17 protein-coding genes are annotated in these 18,371 nt (G+C 37.9%); all 17 read left to right on the top strand.

Going from position 1 to position 18,371, the window contains the following annotated elements; translation table 11 throughout:
* Positions 1-26 precede the first annotated feature (26 nt).
* The 17 genes from PseudUWO311_RS01990 (at position 27) to PseudUWO311_RS01910 (ending at position 18,119) form a co-directional block, all read left to right on the top strand.
* Positions 27-1,340, top strand: a complete 1,314-nt coding sequence (locus PseudUWO311_RS01990; RefSeq protein ID WP_142653425.1) for a phytanoyl-CoA dioxygenase family protein — start codon at positions 27-29, stop codon at positions 1,338-1,340.
* Positions 1,341-1,462: 122 nt separating this feature from the next.
* Positions 1,463-2,593, top strand: coding sequence for an N-acetyl sugar amidotransferase (locus PseudUWO311_RS01985; protein WP_142653424.1), 1,131 nt, complete (start codon positions 1,463-1,465; stop codon positions 2,591-2,593).
* Positions 2,590-3,231 (top strand): imidazole glycerol phosphate synthase subunit HisH, encoded by a 642-nt coding sequence (gene hisH / locus PseudUWO311_RS01980; RefSeq protein WP_142653423.1) that lies wholly within the window; start codon positions 2,590-2,592, stop codon positions 3,229-3,231. The genes PseudUWO311_RS01985 and hisH overlap by 4 nt, the downstream gene beginning before the upstream one ends.
* Positions 3,194-3,979 (top strand): HisA/HisF-related TIM barrel protein, encoded by a 786-nt coding sequence (locus PseudUWO311_RS01975; RefSeq protein ID WP_142653422.1) that lies wholly within the window; start codon positions 3,194-3,196, stop codon positions 3,977-3,979. The genes hisH and PseudUWO311_RS01975 overlap by 38 nt, the downstream gene beginning before the upstream one ends.
* Positions 3,972-5,225, top strand: a complete 1,254-nt coding sequence (locus PseudUWO311_RS01970; protein ID WP_223807411.1) for an N-acetyl sugar amidotransferase — start codon at positions 3,972-3,974, stop codon at positions 5,223-5,225. The genes PseudUWO311_RS01975 and PseudUWO311_RS01970 overlap by 8 nt, the downstream gene beginning before the upstream one ends.
* A complete protein-coding gene (gene pseG, locus PseudUWO311_RS01965; RefSeq protein WP_223807410.1) occupies positions 5,222-6,274 on the top strand; it encodes a UDP-2,4-diacetamido-2,4,6-trideoxy-beta-L-altropyranose hydrolase in 1,053 nt (350 codons plus the stop codon). The genes PseudUWO311_RS01970 and pseG overlap by 4 nt, the downstream gene beginning before the upstream one ends.
* Before the next feature lie 144 nt (positions 6,275-6,418).
* The gene (locus PseudUWO311_RS01960; RefSeq protein WP_142653421.1) at positions 6,419-7,243 is read left to right on the top strand and encodes a class I SAM-dependent methyltransferase; all 825 of its coding nucleotides are present in this window, start codon (positions 6,419-6,421) and stop codon (positions 7,241-7,243) included.
* A 25-nt stretch (positions 7,244-7,268) separates the two neighbouring features.
* Positions 7,269-8,321, top strand: coding sequence for a pseudaminic acid synthase (gene pseI / locus PseudUWO311_RS01955; RefSeq protein ID WP_142653671.1), 1,053 nt, complete (start codon positions 7,269-7,271; stop codon positions 8,319-8,321).
* A 3-nt stretch (positions 8,322-8,324) separates the two neighbouring features.
* The gene (locus PseudUWO311_RS01950) at positions 8,325-10,109 is read left to right on the top strand and encodes an ABC transporter ATP-binding protein (RefSeq protein WP_142653420.1); all 1,785 of its coding nucleotides are present in this window, start codon (positions 8,325-8,327) and stop codon (positions 10,107-10,109) included.
* Between the two features lie 3 nt (positions 10,110-10,112).
* Positions 10,113-11,576 (top strand): hypothetical protein, encoded by a 1,464-nt coding sequence (locus PseudUWO311_RS01945; protein ID WP_142653419.1) that lies wholly within the window; start codon positions 10,113-10,115, stop codon positions 11,574-11,576.
* Positions 11,577-11,578: 2 nt separating this feature from the next.
* Complete coding sequence (locus tag PseudUWO311_RS01940; RefSeq protein ID WP_142653418.1) at positions 11,579-12,514, top strand: glycosyltransferase family 2 protein; 936 nt, start codon at positions 11,579-11,581, stop codon at positions 12,512-12,514.
* A 142-nt stretch (positions 12,515-12,656) separates the two neighbouring features.
* Positions 12,657-13,133 carry an acyltransferase gene (locus PseudUWO311_RS24715; RefSeq protein ID WP_142653417.1) on the top strand — a complete coding sequence of 159 codons (477 nt, stop codon included), beginning with the start codon at positions 12,657-12,659 and terminating at the stop codon, positions 13,131-13,133.
* Entirely contained in the window at positions 13,123-13,968 is an 846-nt protein-coding gene (locus tag PseudUWO311_RS01930; protein ID WP_142653416.1) for a class I SAM-dependent methyltransferase, read from the top strand. The genes PseudUWO311_RS24715 and PseudUWO311_RS01930 overlap by 11 nt, the downstream gene beginning before the upstream one ends.
* A gap of 21 nt (positions 13,969-13,989) precedes the next feature.
* Positions 13,990-14,913 carry an NAD-dependent epimerase/dehydratase family protein gene (locus PseudUWO311_RS01925; RefSeq protein ID WP_142653415.1) on the top strand — a complete coding sequence of 308 codons (924 nt, stop codon included), beginning with the start codon at positions 13,990-13,992 and terminating at the stop codon, positions 14,911-14,913.
* Positions 14,907-16,094, top strand: coding sequence for a glycosyltransferase family 4 protein (locus PseudUWO311_RS01920; RefSeq protein ID WP_190303360.1), 1,188 nt, complete (start codon positions 14,907-14,909; stop codon positions 16,092-16,094). The genes PseudUWO311_RS01925 and PseudUWO311_RS01920 overlap by 7 nt, the downstream gene beginning before the upstream one ends.
* Before the next feature lie 2 nt (positions 16,095-16,096).
* The gene (locus tag PseudUWO311_RS01915) at positions 16,097-16,918 is read left to right on the top strand and encodes a glycosyltransferase family 2 protein (protein WP_142653413.1); all 822 of its coding nucleotides are present in this window, start codon (positions 16,097-16,099) and stop codon (positions 16,916-16,918) included.
* Complete coding sequence (locus tag PseudUWO311_RS01910) at positions 16,911-18,119, top strand: glycosyltransferase family 4 protein (protein WP_142653412.1); 1,209 nt, start codon at positions 16,911-16,913, stop codon at positions 18,117-18,119. The genes PseudUWO311_RS01915 and PseudUWO311_RS01910 overlap by 8 nt, the downstream gene beginning before the upstream one ends.
* Positions 18,120-18,371 lie beyond the last annotated feature (252 nt).

Genomic DNA, 18,371 nt, shown 5'->3' with positions numbered 1-18,371 from the left:
TTTTTAGTTTAATAGTCTGAAAAACAATGCTAGATATCTTATTTGAAAATAGGGTTTCATTGAAATTAAAAAAGATCTTTTCTAAAGCCGATAGATTTTTTTGTAAGCTCGCTAGATATAGACATTATAAATACTTATTTAGAAATAAATTTATAATTGATACACCATCAGAAAAATTTTTAAGTTTAGTTCTCGAATTACAGGATATTGAACAGCAGCTAATTGATGAATCTGAAAAAGAAAAGTTGAGATATAGTGTGTTCAGACGCGATTTCTCTTCGGTTCTATGGGCTTGGGCATGTGAGCAAAAAATCAGGTCGGCTCATAATCAATTTTATGACACCATGATCATTTTTATTGAGGGATATGAGTGTTATTGCGATACTGGCGTAACTACCTCAGAAGCCTATTACAGCTCTAGACAATTATACTGGATTACAAATGGTAGTTTTAACGAGTTCTGGGCTTCTTTTTACGGACTTTTTTTCCCTAAATATTTATTACCTAATCAAGTAGAAAATTTAGAGCTTATTAAATTAAAAGATCTCCAAAATGTTGTTGGAGAAATTAAAAAGAATGGATATCATATCTTTGATACAAAGTTGAATTCGGAAATTAGCGATCGCTTAGTTTCATTTGCTGAAGTTTCCCTATGCAAATTATCTCCTTATTACCCTGAACTATCAACAAAGGAATACCTAATATATGATCGTCATAATCCTAAGTCTGTAACTTATCGTATTGATGAACAAGAATTAGCGAAAAATCTAGATATTCAGAACCTGATTGCAGATTTTTCAGTAATATCGATGGTGCAAGAATATTTTGGTTGTAGAGCTGTGCTCAGAAATATCAGTATGTGGTGGAGTACAGATTTATTGAAAGGAGCCTCAGATTCATCCTCGGCTCAGCTATATCATTGGGATGGAGATGCTATTAAATTTATTAACATTTTTGTCTATCTTACTGAAGTTACTACACATAACGGACCGCATTGTTTTGTTAGAAATTCTCATCGTTCTAAACCTCCTAGCTTACTTAGAGATGGTCGATTCTCAGATCAAGAAATTGAAGACTTTTATGGCAAGAACAATATAGATGAAATAGTCGGTAAAAAAGGAACTATTATTGCTGCTGATACTAGAGCCTTTCACAAAGGGAAAGCTTTGGAGGATGGAGAAAGATTAATCCTTATGCTCACTTTTAGTACAGATCTTTTTGGTGCTCCGTATAGTTCTATTCAACTAAGTGATCAATTAACAGATTCTTTATCTATCTCTATGCGTTATTCCCCATATACTTATGCTCGATTAACATTAACAAGTAAAGCAGTGGAATAAAGAACACTACAAAAAAGCTGTATGGCTTATAAATTGGAAGTAATAATTATCAGCTTAATGTTTTAAATACAAATGAGCGCCGCATCATCCTACGTATTCTATCCATTTACTCGGCAATTGCAATGAAATACTGTAAGTCCTGCTTACAACCAAATACAAGACCAAATTCCCAGTTTACTGAGACAGGAATTTGTCCTGCTTGCCATTATTTTCGACAACTCAAGGATGTCGATTGGCAAGAACGATATGAAATCTTAGACGATTTATTAAAGCAGTTTCCCCGTCAATCTGGTCAGTATTTTGATTGTATTATTGGCGTTAGCGGCGGTAAAGATAGTACGAGACAAGCTTTATACGTGCGCGACAAATTGGGTTTGACTCCTCTTTTAGTTTGTCTTAGCTATCCGCCGCCACAAGTCACCCAGAGAGGTGTTGATAATATTTCTAACCTCATTGATCTAGGTTTTGATGTAGTTTTATCTGCACCTGCGCCTGAAACTTGGCGACGTTTGATGAGAGTTAGCTTTGATAAATTTACAAATTGGGCGCGTTCTACAGAACTCGCCTTGTTTTCTTCTGTTCCCCAAATAGCCATTCGCTACAATATCCCCTTGATCCTCTGGGGAGAAAATCCCGGATTACAGTTAGGTGATTTAAAGACTTTAGGTCGTTATGGTTATGACGGTAATAACTTACGTTATATGAATACCCTCTCTGGTGGTGGTTTAGCTTGGATGTTAGATGCAGATTTTACTTATCAAGAACTTTTGCCCTATATATATCCTAGTCCCAAAGAGTTTGATGTATCCAAGATACAGATTGTCTATTTGGGATGGTTTTTGGGTGACTGGTCGCTTGTAAATAATGCAGCTTATTCCTGTGCCAATGGACTGGAAATACGTGAAGATACTGTGCAAAATACAGGTGATCTTCATGGAGTAACTTCACTTGATGAAGACTGGGTGACGCTTAATCAGATGATTAAATACTATAAATTTGGTTTTGGACGTGTGACGGATTATGTCAATGAGGAAATTCGCCTTGGAAGAATGACTCGTGAACAAGGAATCTCTGTGGTAGAGAAGTACGATAATGCTTGTAGTGACGAATACATAGAGAGTTTCTGTACATACATCGATATATCAGTAAATGAATTTTGGGATCAAGTTTATGCTTCAGTAAATCTACACCTATTTTCGGTGGAACCAAATGGAGCGATCCTTCGCAAATTTAAGGTTGGAGTTGGTTTATGAGTGCTGTGACCATAGGAATAGTGGATTATGGTATGGGTAATCATGCATCAGTGATGCATAGCCTCAAAAACTTGGGGTTTAAAGTTCGAGTTAGTGCTGATCCCCAAGCTTTAGATAGTACAGATGTATTAATTCTGCCTGGGGTTGGCGCTTTTCCGTCAGCAATGCAAGCACTTCACGATCGCGGACTAGAAAGTTATTTGCAACAGCAAGCTGAGAAACAACGCCCAATTATTGGGATCTGTCTCGGTATGCAACTCTTAACAACTGCTTCGTATGAATATCAATATACGTTGGGGTTAGATCTGATTGCAGGCGAAGTCGTTCCACTACCTGAATCACAATGGCATATTGGCTGGAATACGATTAAATGCATTCAACAGGATGTATTACTTCAGGCTAGTGATAACGAGGTGTTTTATTTTAATCACTCATTTACCTATCAAGGTGTGGATAAATATCAAATAGCTATGTCTCAACATTCTCAGGCGATCGCATCGGTGATCCGCAATGGTAGTATAGTGGGCTTACAATTTCATCCAGAAAAGAGTCAGGTTGCTGGTCGAGAACTACTTAAAAATTTAATTGTGGGGTTGGTTGATGCTAAAAAAGAGATTGATAGGAGTTGTCACGGTTAAGGATGGTTGGGCTGTGCAATCCTTTGGATATCAGCACTATTTACCTTTGGGTAAGCCCGAATGTTTAATTGAAAATTTGGATCGCTGGGGTGCAGACGAAATTTTAGTACAAGTTATCGATCGCTCTCGCCGCAATAGTGAACCTGATTTTCGTCTATTAGAAAGCATTGGGAAACTGGGCTTAGCAACTCCCTTAATCTATGCTGGTGGGATTCGGAATGTCGCTGATGGCATTAAGGTGATTAAGTATGGAGCCGATCGCCTCGTTGTTGATGCTCTATTACATGACGATCTCCAAGCAGTGCAACAACTTTCAGAGAGATTAGGAGCGCAGGCGATAATTGCTTCTCTTCCCCTAGCTTGGCAAGAGGGAAGAATTGAGTGGTTTGATTATCGTACCCAAACTAAATCGGTGATCTCAAATCAAGTTCTATCAATTATTAGTTTGGGTGTGGTCTCAGAGGTATTCATTTCCGATTTTTCTCATGAGGGACAAGCCAATGGTTTTGAGTCAAATCTAGTTACAAATTTCCCCTTGCAGGATGTTCCCATTATCGCCTTTGGTGGTTTGAGCGATCCTACTCAAATGAGAAACCTACTACTTCAACCTAATGTTGTCGCGATCGCTGTGGGAAACTTTTTAAATTACAAAGAACAGGCTGCTCAGAAATACAAGCAAGCGATCTCGTCTGCACAACTTCGTAATCCAGTTTATGACTCAAACCATTCCCTATTAACTCATGCCTGAACTTCATCCAGAAATTTACTTTTGTCAGCGATGCCTTTACTCAACTGCTCATCCTTTAGGATTAATTTTGGATGCGGATGGTATTTGTTCTGGATGCCGCATTCATGAAGAGAAAGATTACCTTGATTGGAATGCGCGATGGGAATTATTAGAACATCAGATCCAGCCATATCGAAACCTGAATGGACAAAATTATGACTGCATCGTTCCTGTAAGCGGTTCTCAAGACTCTTACTACATTGTCTACTTAGTGAAAGAGCAATTAGGACTGAATCCGCTTTTAGTTACCTACAATAAATATTTCAATACACCATTAGGTATCCGTAATCTAGCAAATCTGCGTATAAAATTTAATTGCGATATTCTTTACCAAAACGTTAATCCTATTTCTGTTAAAAAGATAACACGCACGACTTTACGCCGTTTTGGCAGTATCTATTGGCCAATCTTGGCAGGACAATCTGTTTTTCCTGTACAGACCGCAGTTCGTTATCAAATCCCTCTAATCATTTGGGGCGCTCATCAGGGGCTAGAGCAGGTTGGGATGTTCTCTCATACACATGAAGTCGAAATGACTCGCCGCTATCGTAAAGATCATGACTTAATGGGGCACGAAGCCGATGATTTGCTATCAATCTTCGATATTCTAAAAGAGGAAGATATCTGGCAATACCGCTATCCTAGCGATCGCGATTTACATACAGTCGGTGTACACGGAATATATCTAGGTAATTACGTGCGATGGGATTCTAAGGCTCAACATGAACAAATGATGAATGAATACGACTACAAAACCGCATCCTTTAATCGAACTTTTGACTGTTATGATTACGTTGACTGCTTCAATTATATGGATCTTCACGATTTATTGAAGCTATACAAACACGGCTATTCCAAAGTCACTGATCATGCTTGCCGTGAGATTCGATTTGGGAGGCTCTCTCGTGAAGAGGGATTGGCTCTTGTTCGTAAGCATGAATTAGCCCCTCTTACCTATATCAATCAATTTTGTGAATGGTTAGGAATGACACCGAGATCGCTACAATTTATGATTGATCAACATCGCAATCCCAAATTTTGGAATCAAATTGAGACTAATAAATGGGAATTTAATGGCTGGAGTATGCAGCAACCTCAATCAGTCGAAGATACAAAAGTAAATCTGCCTCAACTGTTTACAGCTAATAACTATCTAGAATATAACGGTGATGCAAAATATATAACGATAGGGAGAGGATATCCATGAAATCTAAGGACATGAATATCATAGTTAGAGCTGATGCTTCTGCGCAGATTGGCACAGGACATGTCATGCGTTGCTTAGCATTATCACAGACATGGCGAGTTCTAGGAGGTCAAGCTATATTTATGCTAGCAAATAAATCTCCATCTTTAGAAGCGAGATTAAGATTTGAAGGAATGGAAGTTGTATATTTGTCAGGAGAAGCTGGTAGTGATGAAGATGCTCAGCAAACCTTAGATTTGTGTCAGCAATTTTCTACTCAATGGATAATTTTAGATGGATATCATTTTGGAGCAGCTTATCAAAAAGCTATTAAGAATTTTGATGTTAGCTTATTATTTTTTGATGATAATGGTCATGCCGATCACTACTACGCTGATCTAATCTTAAATCAAAATATTTCAGCTAAGATAGACTTATATCAAAGTCGAGAACCATATACTCAATTATTATTAGGTACGCAGTACGTTCTACTTAGAAAAGAATTCTTGTCTTGGAAAAATTGGCAAAGAGTAATAAATCCGATCGCCTCTAAAATATTGGTTACCCTAGGTGGTAGTGATCCTGACAATATCACCCTTAAAGTCATTCAAGCTTTACAACAAGTAAACAGTGGTAATTTAGAAGTTATTGTTGTTGTCGGTGGCAGCAACCCACACTATGAGAAATTACAGACTGAAGTTGCAAAATCCAGAACACGAATTACTTTGCAACGGAATGTTAGTAATATGCCTGAGTTGATGGCTTGGGCAGACATAGCGATCGCTGCGGGTGGCTCAACTAATTGGGAATTAGCATTTATGGGATTGCCTAGTCTCGTGATTACAGTGGCGGATAATCAGAAGGAGAGTATAGCCGAGCTTGATCGACAAGGAGTAATTACAAATCTAGGATGGCATCAAGATTTGTCTATCGAATGGATTAGTTTTGCATTGCAGAAGTTGATGTGCGATCGCCTCAACCAAAAAAAAATGAGCCAGCAAGGACAGCAGATCGTAGATGGAGAGGGCGTAATGCGCGTTGTCTCAAAAATTGCTGATATGATAGCTTAGCCCGAATTTACTGTATGCAATATATTTGCAAAAAAATGGCTGGGGTAAATAGTAAAACATTATATGTAGAATAACAAAGCTGATTATTAAAGCATATCGAGTTGCAAACTCACTATAGAGAGAACGCGAAATTAGGAAAATACAATGACAATGAATTATGGGCAGGTTAAGAAACACTGGGATAGCTGGGCAAAAGAATTTGGCACTTCTTTGAGAGCCACCACAAAGAGCATGACTATCAAACAGCTTGAAATTTTTGCCCTCATGAAACATTTAGTTCCTGGGTCAAAAATTCTTGATGTTGGCTGTGGCAATGGCTACAACGGAATTGCTTTTATCGAGAACATTCCCAATATAACTGTCGTTGGGGTAGATTACTCAAAAGAGATGATTGAGAATGCTATTCTCAATGCGCAGAAGCTTAGCCAAGAACAACAAAAAATGATTGGTTTTGAAGTTGCAGACGTTCTTACATTGCCATACAATGCTGAATTTGACATCGTCACGACAGATCGCTGCATTATCAACCTTACAGATATTGATCTGCAAAAAAAGGCTATTGATAACTGTTGTAAGGCTTTAAAGCAAGGAGGAGTTTTTCTAATGTTAGAAAATAGTCAACAGACCTACAGAAATCAGAATGATGCTCGTGCGGCTGTTGGTCTGTCAAAGAGGAATCCTCCATCATTCAACCTATTTTTCGATGAAGAAATCATACTCCCTTACTGTAGTAGTAGAGGGTTAGACCTTTTGCAAATAGATGACTTTGGTAGCCTTCACGATCTGATGCTATACGTTATACTTACTGCTGCTGATCCAACCAAGGATCACTACGACGAGCCAGCAATTGTCAAAGCAGCAGAGGTTACTATGAACCTTTCAGCCCAAGGATGTGGCTATCCATTTGGTAGTTTTGGGCAGAACAGACTTTATATTTTTCGCAAATCAACAGCAGAAACTAATGGATGATCGAGAAAGTCCTCAAGATAAATGTATGAAAGGAATTAACATTTCAGACAAAAAAATTGGTGAAAAGCAATCTCCATTTATCGTCGCCGAAATGTCTGGCAATCACAACCAATCATTAGAAAAAGCTCTAAAAATTGTTGATGCTGCTGCTGAAGCTGGAGTAGATGCCCTCAAAATCCAGACTTATACAGCCGATACAATGACCCTCGATATTAGTGAGGGAGAATTCTTTATTAGCGATCCTCAAAGCCTTTGGGAAGGTAATTCTCTCTATAATCTCTATCAACAAGCATATACACCTTGGGAATGGCACAAACCAATATTTGACCGCTGTAAAGAGCTAGGCATCATCGGTTTTAGTACTCCTTTTGATGACACGGCTGTCGATTTTTTAGAAACATTAGATGTGCCTTGCTATAAAATTGCATCATTTGAAAATACTGATATCCCACTCATCCGCAAAGTTGCTAAGACTGGTAAACCAATGATTATTTCTACGGGTATGGCGACTGTTGCAGAGCTAGATGAGACAGTCAGAACCGCAAGAGAATCAGGCTGTGAAGAGCTTATTTTGCTCAAATGTACCAGCACCTATCCCACTACTCCAGAGAATACGAACATCTTGACGATCCCGCATTTGCGTGATTTGTTTGATGCTCAAGTGGGACTATCAGATCACACGATGGGGATCGGTGTGGCTGTAGCCAGCATTGCACTGAGTGCTACGGTCATTGAGAAGCACTTTACGCTAAGTCGAGCTGATGGAGGCGTAGATTCAGCTTTTTCGATGGAGCCAGAAGAAATGCGACAATTAGTAATAGAAACGAAAAGAGCGTGGCAAGCACTAGGTAAGATTAGTTACGGTGTTACTGAAGCTGAGAAAAAATCACTCATGTATCGGCGATCGCTATATATTGCCCAAGACATGAAAAAGGGTGACATTCTAAAACCAGAAAATCTTAGAACAATTCGCCCAGGATTAGGATTAGCTCCGAAATACTATGATGTTTTATTAGGAAAAGTTGTCAGACAAGATGTAAAGAAAGGGACTCCTATGAGTTGGGAAATACTGGCTTAGAATATGGGCAAATTAGTAAAAAAGCTCTTTTATTTATTTAGCGATCGCGAAAAAATCCAAATAGGTATAATTTTTTTACTCATGCTCATGGGAGCAGGATTGGAGACGCTTGGAGTTGGTTTGATTCCTGCATTTGTGTCTTTATTAGGCAATCCTGAAATAATTGAGCAGCAAAAGACTTTAAATTGGCTATATATCCAATCGGGTGCAACATCTCATCAAATATTTTTGTTGTGGGTAAGTATTGCCCTATTAGCTATTTACTTAATTAAAAATGCTTATCTATCGATCTTGACCTACTGGCAATATTATTTTTTATATAGAAAACAAGTTTCTTTATCAAGTCGTCTGTTGCGGTCATACTTAAATAGCTCATATACATTTCATCTACAACGTAATTCCGCCGATTTGGTTCGCAATGTTACTTCTGAAGTGCCACAAATTTTCGCGGGTGTACTTATACCAATGCTGACTTTGGTTACTGAGATAATGGTGATGATTTGTATTGGAATATTACTGGCGATCGCTGAGCCATTGTCGTCAGCGATCGCAGCAATATTTTTGGGGATATCGATATTTGGGTTAAATAGAACGATTCGCAAACAAATGAGTGGACAAGGATTGATTCGTCAAGAACAGGGTGGACGAATGATCCAATGGGTTAATCAAGGGCTTGGCGGTATCAAAGAAACTAAGGTGTTAGGTAGAGAGCTATTTTTTCTGGATGCATTTCAAAGAAGTACAGAGGCTTTTAGTAAAGCAAGTTTATTTGTGGGACTTGCAAACCAGTTACCCAACTTATTTATTGATACAGTATTGATTACAGCAGTGTTATTGATTGTAATTTTTAGTTTGATTCAGGGGAGGGAAATCCAGTCGATTTTGCCAATGCTTTCATTGTTTGCGATCTCCGCTTTGCGGCTCATGCCCTCTGCTAAACGCATTGTCTCCACTGTCACCAATATCCGCTATTCTCGCCACGCAGTCGATCTCATCTATCAAGATCTGACTGACCTAGAAACAATCCCTCAAGCTGTCTTATCGGATAATGTTCCAGTCTTGAATTTGCAAAATTTGATCGAACTCAAAGATATTCACTACCAATATCCCAATGCCCCTAAGCCCTCACTATCGGGTATATCCATATCAATCAAAAAAGGAGAGGCGATCGCCTTTGTTGGAGCATCAGGTTCAGGTAAAACTACGCTTATTGATGTTCTTTTAGGATTGCTAACGCCCAATCAAGGTGAAATCTTAGTTGACGATAAAAATATTCTGACTAATCTTGCAAGTTGGCAACAACAAATTGGGTATATTCCTCAAAGCATCTATTTGTCTGACGATACTATTCGCAATAATATCGCCTTTGGTTTAGCCGCTAATGAAATAGAAGAAGAACAAGTATGCGCCGCTATCAAAGCTGCTCAGTTAGAAGAGTTGGTGTATAGCTTGCCAGATCAGCTAGATACCCTAGTTGGTGAGCGTGGCATTCGACTATCGGGTGGACAACGTCAGCGCATCGGTATTGCGAGAGCGCTATATCATAATCCAGAAGTAATCATCATGGACGAGGCGACCGCCGCCTTAGACAATACAACTGAGCGAGAGTTTATGCAGGCTTTGGAAGTAATGAGTAAACATAAAACGATGATTATGATTGCTCATCGATTAAGTACTGTAAAAAACTGCGATCGGCTCTATTTAATGAAAAGTGGCATCGTTGCAGATGTCGGAACTTATAATGAACTAATTTCGAGAAATAAAGAATTTCAAACCATGGCTCAATAAATAATGAAGAAAAAAATTCTTTTCTATTCACCTTATACAATCTTCCCATTTCATTTTGAAACTGAATTAGAACTAGCCGAGAAATATTTAAATCAAGGGCATAGTGTAACTTTTTTATTCTGTGATGGAGACTTGCCATCATGCGATGTTAACCCTAATCATAAATACAGTGTTTGTGCTGTGTGCAAATCTCGACGAAATTCTGGCATGAAATGGCTTGGCAAAGATAAGGTTAAAGTCGAAAATTTTTATCAAGTAACAGAAGCACAAAAGCAAGTTATTCAGAGTTTTCAATCTATCGATATATTATCCTTAGAACAACTTAAAAATATATCTATAAATGGTTCAGATATTGGTATGGCAGTTTATGGCTCTTTAATTTGTAACTTAAGAGAGCCATATCTAGATCCCACAGAATACATAAATCTGATCAGAAAAAATTTAATTGCGGCGGCAATAGTTCACTTTTCTTTTAAGAACCGATTAGAAAAAGATAGACCTAACGAAGTAATTATTTTTAACGGTAGGATGGCTCCACTTAGACCAGTACTTCGTCTCACTCAGTCTTTAGGAATTACAACATATGTACATGAGAGAGCTGGGGATTTGAATCGATATAGTTTAACACCAAATATATATCCACACGATCTCAATTTCATGAAGCAAGAAATTGAATTGACCTATCATAATTCACCATTATCAGAATCTGAAAAATCAACTATTGCAAATGAATGGTTTGAAGAAAGATCTAATAATCATCCTCAAGCTTGGGTTTCCTTTACAGATCAACAAAAAAAAGACTTAATTCCCGAAAGTCTAAATTCGCAGAATATCAATATAGCTATTTTCAACTCTTCAGAAGATGAAATGATGTCTATTGAAGGATGGAGTAATCCATTTTATAAAGATCAAAATGATGGAATTCACAAAATATTAAATACGTTTAAAGATTTTGACAATATTAAATTTTTTCTTAGAGTTCATCCAAATTTATCTAAAACAGATAACTCTCAAACTAGGTTCTTAAAAAATATTTCATCTAGATTTTCTAATATTGAAATTATTGCTCCAAGCTCTCCAATTAGCACCTATTCACTAATCAATGCTTGTGATATTGTAATCACTTTTGGGTCAACAGTTGGAATTGAAGCTGTTTATCAAAGCAAACCATCAATTCTAATGGGAAGAGCTATATACGAAGATTTAGGTGGGCTTATACTACCTAGTAGTCATCTAGATCTGGTAAATGTAATTAGCAATTATATGTTAACTAGAGAATTACCTAAAGCCAAAGATTCAAAAATAGCATTTGTTAAATATGGATTTTTCCAGAAAACATATGGTTGTCTTTTTGAGTTCGTAAAACCATATAATGCTTTTAGTGTTTCATTACAAAGAGATAACGAGAATGAATATTTTGTCCAGCCTAGTTTTTTAGCTAAGGTTTTAAATAAGCTTAAACTTTAATTATGATTTTTCAGTTAACAACTCCTGTAGCATTCCTAATCTTTAATCGCCCTGACACAACATTTAAGGTGTTTGAATCAATTCGTAAAGCTAAGCCGAATAAGCTTTTGATCGTTGCTGATGGCGCTCGATATCCTGAAGAGGAAACTAATTGTAACGAAGCAAGAAGTATCATTGAAAAAGTTGATTGGAACTGTGAAGTATTAACTAATTTTTCTGAAATAAATTTAGGCTGTAAACAAAGAGTATCCAGTGGTCTAGATTGGGTATTTTCAGAAGTTGAAGAAGCAATTATATTGGAAGATGATTGTCTGCCAACGCAGTCTTTTTTCTATTTTTGCCAAACTTTACTTGAATACTACAGAAATGACGAAAGAATCATGCATATTAGTGGCAACAATTTTCAATTTCGTAATCAAACAACTAATTACAGTTATTTTTTTTCCAAGTATGGAGGAATTTGGGGATGGGCATCTTGGCGCAGAGCTTGGCAACACTACGATCGCGACATAAAAACTTGGACAGAGGCTAAACAAAACAACCTAATTGACTATATTTATGATAATTGGGCTGAAAAGTTATATTGGACGAATATATTTGATAGGGTTGTTAATGGTATTCCAAACACTTGGGATTATCAGTGGCTTTATGCTCGTTGGATGCAAAAAGAACTGTCGATCGCACCTGCGGTAAATCTTGTAGCAAATATTGGGTTTAATGCTAATGCAACTCATACAAACCATGAAAATCAGCTTGCAAATATGCGCACAGAGGATATTTGGGAAATACTCCATCCTCCATCTATGACTAGAGATAATTTAGCAGATGCTTATGTGTTTGATTACTGCTATGGAGGTAAAAGAATAAAACGTTATGGGCGATGGTTAGCAACAATACTTTATAAGCTTATTTCACTCAAAAGATTACTGGTTACATAACATACTTAATAAATACTTATTATCAAGATTTAGCAATATGCGAAAAATAAAATATTATTTTAAAAAGTTCAAAATCTTATTAACTTTATTCCTAAATAAGAATAATCTCATACTAAATATTCATCCTAAGTCAACTTTTAGTATGAGCATATTGCAATTAAAAGACAACTGTAAAATCAATATAGATGAACACAGTCTAGTGGAAGGCGTTATCTGCTTTGACAGGAATAATGCGACAATTGCTATTGGTAAACGAGTATTTATGAATGGCTCTTTAATCGCTGCCCAAAACATTGAGATTGGTGATGATGTGTTAATTTCATGGGGCGTGACCGTTGTCGATCACAACTCTCATGCCATATCTTTTTCTGAGCGATCGCAAGATGTTGTCAATTGGCGATTAGGTAAAAAGGACTGGGCTAATGTCAAAATAGCGCCGATTAAAATATCTAACAAAGTATGGATTGGTTTTAACTCTATTATCCTCAAAGGAGTTAACATTGGTGAAGGCGCAATTGTTGGGGCTGGATCGGTGGTGACTAAGGATGTACCAGCATGGACAATAGTTGCAGGTAATCCGGCGAGAGTAATTAGGGAGATTCCAGAAGATGAGCGATAAGCTATTGACTTGGGAAGAAGCTGTGCTATGGCTCAAATCTCAACCTGATCGCCAAGATTTAGTAAGGGCTTGTTACTATGATGACTCTGTGCTGGAAGCAGCTCAGCGATTTGTAAGTAGCGAGGAATGGCAGGCTGTTTTTGATATTGCCAAAGCTCGGATGAAATGTGATGTTCTCGATTTAGGTGCAGGTAATGGCATATCTAGTTATGCTTTTGCGATCGCAGGTTGTCGCGTGACAGCTCTAGAACCAAACCCCAGTGATATTGTCGGCGCGGGAGCGATCGCAAAATTAGCTAAGCAATCTAACCTTGACATTAAAGTTATCCAAAGTTTTGGTGAGTCACTTCCATTTGCTGATAATAGTTTTGATATTGTGTATGGTCGTCAAGTCCTACATCACGCTGAAAATTTATCTAAACTTTGTCAGGAAGCAGCAAGAGTGTTGCGCCCAAAAGGATTATTTATTGCCACTAGAGAACATGTTATTTCCCAGCCTCAAGACTTAGAGTGCTTTTTGCAAAGCCATCCATTACATCAACTATATGGTGGGGAAAATGCTTTTTTGCTTCAACAGTATTATGATGCTATCTCACAGGCAGGCTTAACATTACAAGCTAGTTATGGACATTATCAATCTGTGATTAACTATGCACCAATTACGCGATCGCAATATCAACAAAATATTGCTAATAAGCTAAAGAAATATGTAGGTTTGCAATTAGCTAGTTGGTTAAGTAATCAATCAAATTTTATTAAATTAGTTAGTAATGTTCACACTTGGCGCGATCGTACCGCTGGTCGTCTTTATTCCTTTGTCGCGACTAAATCATAGAAAGAAAGATCAGGATAGATAGTGAAAACAGTCTTAATTACAGGTGTTACAGGGTTTCTCGGTCGGTATATTGCTCGCCAGTTTAGTCAAGCAGGATGGTTAGTGGCAGGTATTGGCACTCGTCCCCCGGAAAATGCACCTCGACAAGACTTGTCTCACTATTACCAATTTGTGCTGCCTTCACCAAATCTAGTAGAGATCGCCCAGAGATTACAGCCAGATGTTTGTGTACATTGTGCGGGTAGAGCTTCGGTGGAGATTTCGGTCAGCGATCCTGCTTCCGACTTTCAGGCTAGTGTGGCGATGACATTTCATCTTTTAGATACGCTACGGCTATATGTGCCTAAATGTCATCTTATTTATCTCTCTAGTGCTGCTGTATACGGTAATCCCAGCATTATTCCTATTCCCGAATCTCAATTCACTGCGCCCATTTCTCCCTATGGATTTCATAAGTTGATGGGAGAACAACTTTGTCTAGAGTTTTTTCGAGTTTATCAATTACCAACCACGATCGCACGGATTTTTTCAGCCTATGGTGCAGGTTTACGACGACAAGTGGTTTGGGATATTTGCCAAAAAGTCTTGACCCAAAATAGGATTAAACTATATGGAACGGGACAAGAAAGCCGAGATTTTATTCATGGTATCGATGTGGCTACGGCGATGTTAGTTTTAGCAAAGCATAGTAGTGGACAAGCAGATATTTTCAATCTTTCGACTGGTGTAGAAACTAAGATTGAAGATTTAGTAAGATTAATTGTCGCAAAACTAAATCCTAAAATTGAGATTGAATTTGATGGGAATTTGCCTTCAGGAGTTCCTTGTAATTGGCAAGCAGATATTACCAAAATTAAACAGCTTGGGTTTGTGCCAAAAGTTGATTTAGAAAAGGGTTTAGATTCTTTTATGCAATGGTGTCGTGGAGAAGTTATCGGATGGTAAATAAATCGCTGAATAAATCGCAAGATAAATTACATATTTGTTTGAATATGGTGCATGATCCAACTTGGTTAGGTGGGATTTTATATATTCAAAATTTGATTCGGGCGATCGCACAATTACCAACAGAAGAAACTGAACATATCCAATTAAGTTTGGCTCTATTTAAAAGAAATACAAGATTAGCAGAACCAGTTAAAGATTTAGTGACTCAAGTATACGCAGGTACTACTACGGAATATGTTTATTTGAAAGCTTGCAAACTATTAGCTGAATATGCCTCATTTGTGCCATTAAAAGTATTAAATCCGCGCTCCTATGACTTTGTATATCCAGATTTATTAGGTGCTAGATCGGCTTATAAATGGGGAGCATGGGTCGCCGATCTTCAGCATTGTCACTTACCGCATTTATTTTCACAAAAGCAACTGGATGCTCGAAATGCGGAGCTAAAGAGGATGGCGGATAATGCTCCCGTAATTGTGGTTAGTAGTGAGATGGCTGGTAATGATTTTTGCGATCGCTATCCTCAGGTACGCGATCGCACAAAGGTGATGCATTTTGCTAGTTTCGTTGATCCTCAATGGTATGAGCCAGACCCACAAACTACACAAGCAAAATATCAACTGCCAGATCGCTTTTTTTTAGTCAGTAATCAGTTTTGGAAGCATAAAGATCATGGTGTTATTATCGATGCTTTAGCAATTCTTAAACAAAGACATATTGATGCCACCATCGTATGTACTGGTACTTTATCAGATTATCGAAATCCTGACTATTTCAACCAATTATTAGCAAAAGTTGAAAGACTAGAACTTAAACAGCAATTTATTGTTTTAGGATCTATTCCTCGCAACGATCAAATTCAATTGATGCGAAGATGTTTAGCCGTAATTCAACCTTCATTGTTTGAAGGATGGAGTTCCGTGATCGAGGATGCTCGGAGCCTAGGTAAGCCAGTAATTGCCTCTGATTTTCCTGTGCATCTTGAGCAAAATCCTCCTAATTCTTATTTCTTTGAGCGGAGTAATCCTGAAGAACTTGCTGAATTAATTGCTAAAGCATTATCAAATTTAGAAGCAGGTGTAAATTCCCGATTAGAATCTTCGGCTCGACAAGACAACCAAAAACGAGTTAAAGCCTATGGAAGGCGCTTTTTGGAAATAGTTCACCACGTAGTTTAATCATGCAACCCATCTATATTATTATTCCTGTTCATAACCGCAAGGTGCTTACTTTAGCTTGTCTAGAGAATTTAAAAGCTAATAGCGATTTACATAAATATCATGTAATCGTTGTCGATGATGGCTCTAGCGATCGCACTGCGGAAGAGGTCAAAGCCAGCTATCCTGAAGTTACTGTCCTGCAAGGCGATGGTAATTTATGGTGGACGGGAGCGATCGCATTAGGTATGACATATGCGTATAACCAAGGAGCAACACATTTTATTTGGTTAAATGATGATTGTCTTACTAAGTTAAATACTCTAGAGCTATTATTAGATTTCCTACAAGAACATCCTAATTCAATTGTTGGTGCTGCTTGTTATGAGGCTGAATCAGGGCTATTAGTGGAAACAGGATTTAAAGGAAAAATAAGAGTCAAAGCATTAGAGAATGAAGTTGTCGAAGTAGATGGATTGAGTGGCTATTGTGTCGCGATATCAGCATCAGTATTTAAGCTGATTGGCGCTCCTGATGCTAATAAATTTCGACAATATGCTGGTGATGGTATGTATACTCTAAAAGCGACTAGAGCAGGTTTTAAAGTATATATTTTAGGCAAAGCAAAGGTGGCTTTAGTTGAAGAAAAAGACCCCATTCATAACTTTACTAACTATGTCCAGAAAGCAAAATATCGCACCTTCCAATCAATATTCTGGAATTATAAGTCTCCCTATCATTTACCAACTCAGTTTTATTACCATACTTATAAATATGGTTTTTTACTTGGATTTCCACTATTCATCGTTAAATCATTCTCTTGGTTAGTGCGCTTTTATGTCTAAACCACTGCATATTGTGATGTTTCATAACCGTTATCAATATGTGGGGGGCGAAGATGCTGCGGTGGAGTCGGATGTTGAATTATTGCGCGAATATGGTCATCGAGTGACCTTAATTGAAGTTCACAATGACATCATCAAGACTTATGCCAAATTCGATAAACTCAAACTTTTTGGAGAGACTGCGTGGAATTTTCGAGTGTATCGTCAAATGCGATCGCAATTCCAAAAACTAAAACCCGATCTTGTCCATGTCCAGAATTTTTTTCCATTGTTTTCGCCTTCTATCCATGCTGCTGCGAGATCACTCAAAATCCCCACTGTGCAACATCTTCACAACTTTCGTTTAGGTTGTCTAAACGGATACTTATTTAGAAATGGCAAAATTTGTGAAGCTTGCGTAGGCAAGAATCCTTGGCGCGGTATTGGCTATGGGTGCTATCGAGATTCGCCTATTGCCTCTATAGCAGTTTGGGCAATGATAACATTCAATCGATGGCGACGGACTTGGGAACAAGATGTGGATGCCTTTATTACACCCAGTCATTTTGCTGCTCAAAAGCTCAAAGAGATGGGAATTCCTAGCGATCGCCTTTATGTGAATCCTAATGTAATTAATCCCCAGAATGTTGAAGTTTTACCATCCTTACAGTCTGAAAATCCTAACTTCCTATTTGTAGGACGATTATCCGCCGAAAAAGGTATCATTACATTGCTGCAAGCATGGGCTGAATTGAACATGATAGATTGGCAATTAAAGATTATCGGCGATGGTTCTGAAAGACCAAATTTGCAGCGATTTATTGATCAGGCAGGGCTAAAAAATGTTCATTTTTTAGGATATTTGACTTCATCGCAGGTAGCAATTGCTATGCATTCTGCTACTGCAATCCTAGTTCCCTCGCAATGGTATGAAACTTTTGGGCGAGTGGTGGTCGAAGCTTTTGCTTGTCGTAAACCTGTATTAGCTTCAGATGTGGGCGCTCTATCTGAACTAATTACATCGGAACATAATGGTTTTTTGATTCCTTGCGATCGCATTAGTGAATGGACAGAAAAATTACACTGGTGCGGCATAAATCCTGAAGCTATGCAAATTCTTGGGAAGAATGCATATCAAACTTACCAAGAACTTTACTCCCGTTCTGCTAACTATCAACAATTAATGAAAATATATGATTCTGTGCTACACCCTTCCCAATGAATGATTAATGGTGCGCTGCAAAGCCGCGCACCATTAATCATTCATGTTAAATAATGCCTATGTTTTGGAGTATGTAAAGTGAAGCATGTAAAGTCTGGGAAGTATACAGAGAGATAATCAAGACACACAATTACTAACGATTAATAATAGCGATCGCCTTTAGAAGATAGATTGTTGATGCGATCGCCTAAAAATCACGACTCACAGGACTAGCGATCACCTACAGCAACCTATAGAAAATATATTGTTAAG

Origin of the sequence: Pseudanabaena sp. UWO311 (assembly GCF_006937785.1) — a bacterium.
GTDB lineage: Bacteria > Cyanobacteriota > Cyanobacteriia > Pseudanabaenales > Pseudanabaenaceae > Pseudanabaena.
This window is presented reverse-complemented; position numbering and strand designations above follow the sequence as displayed.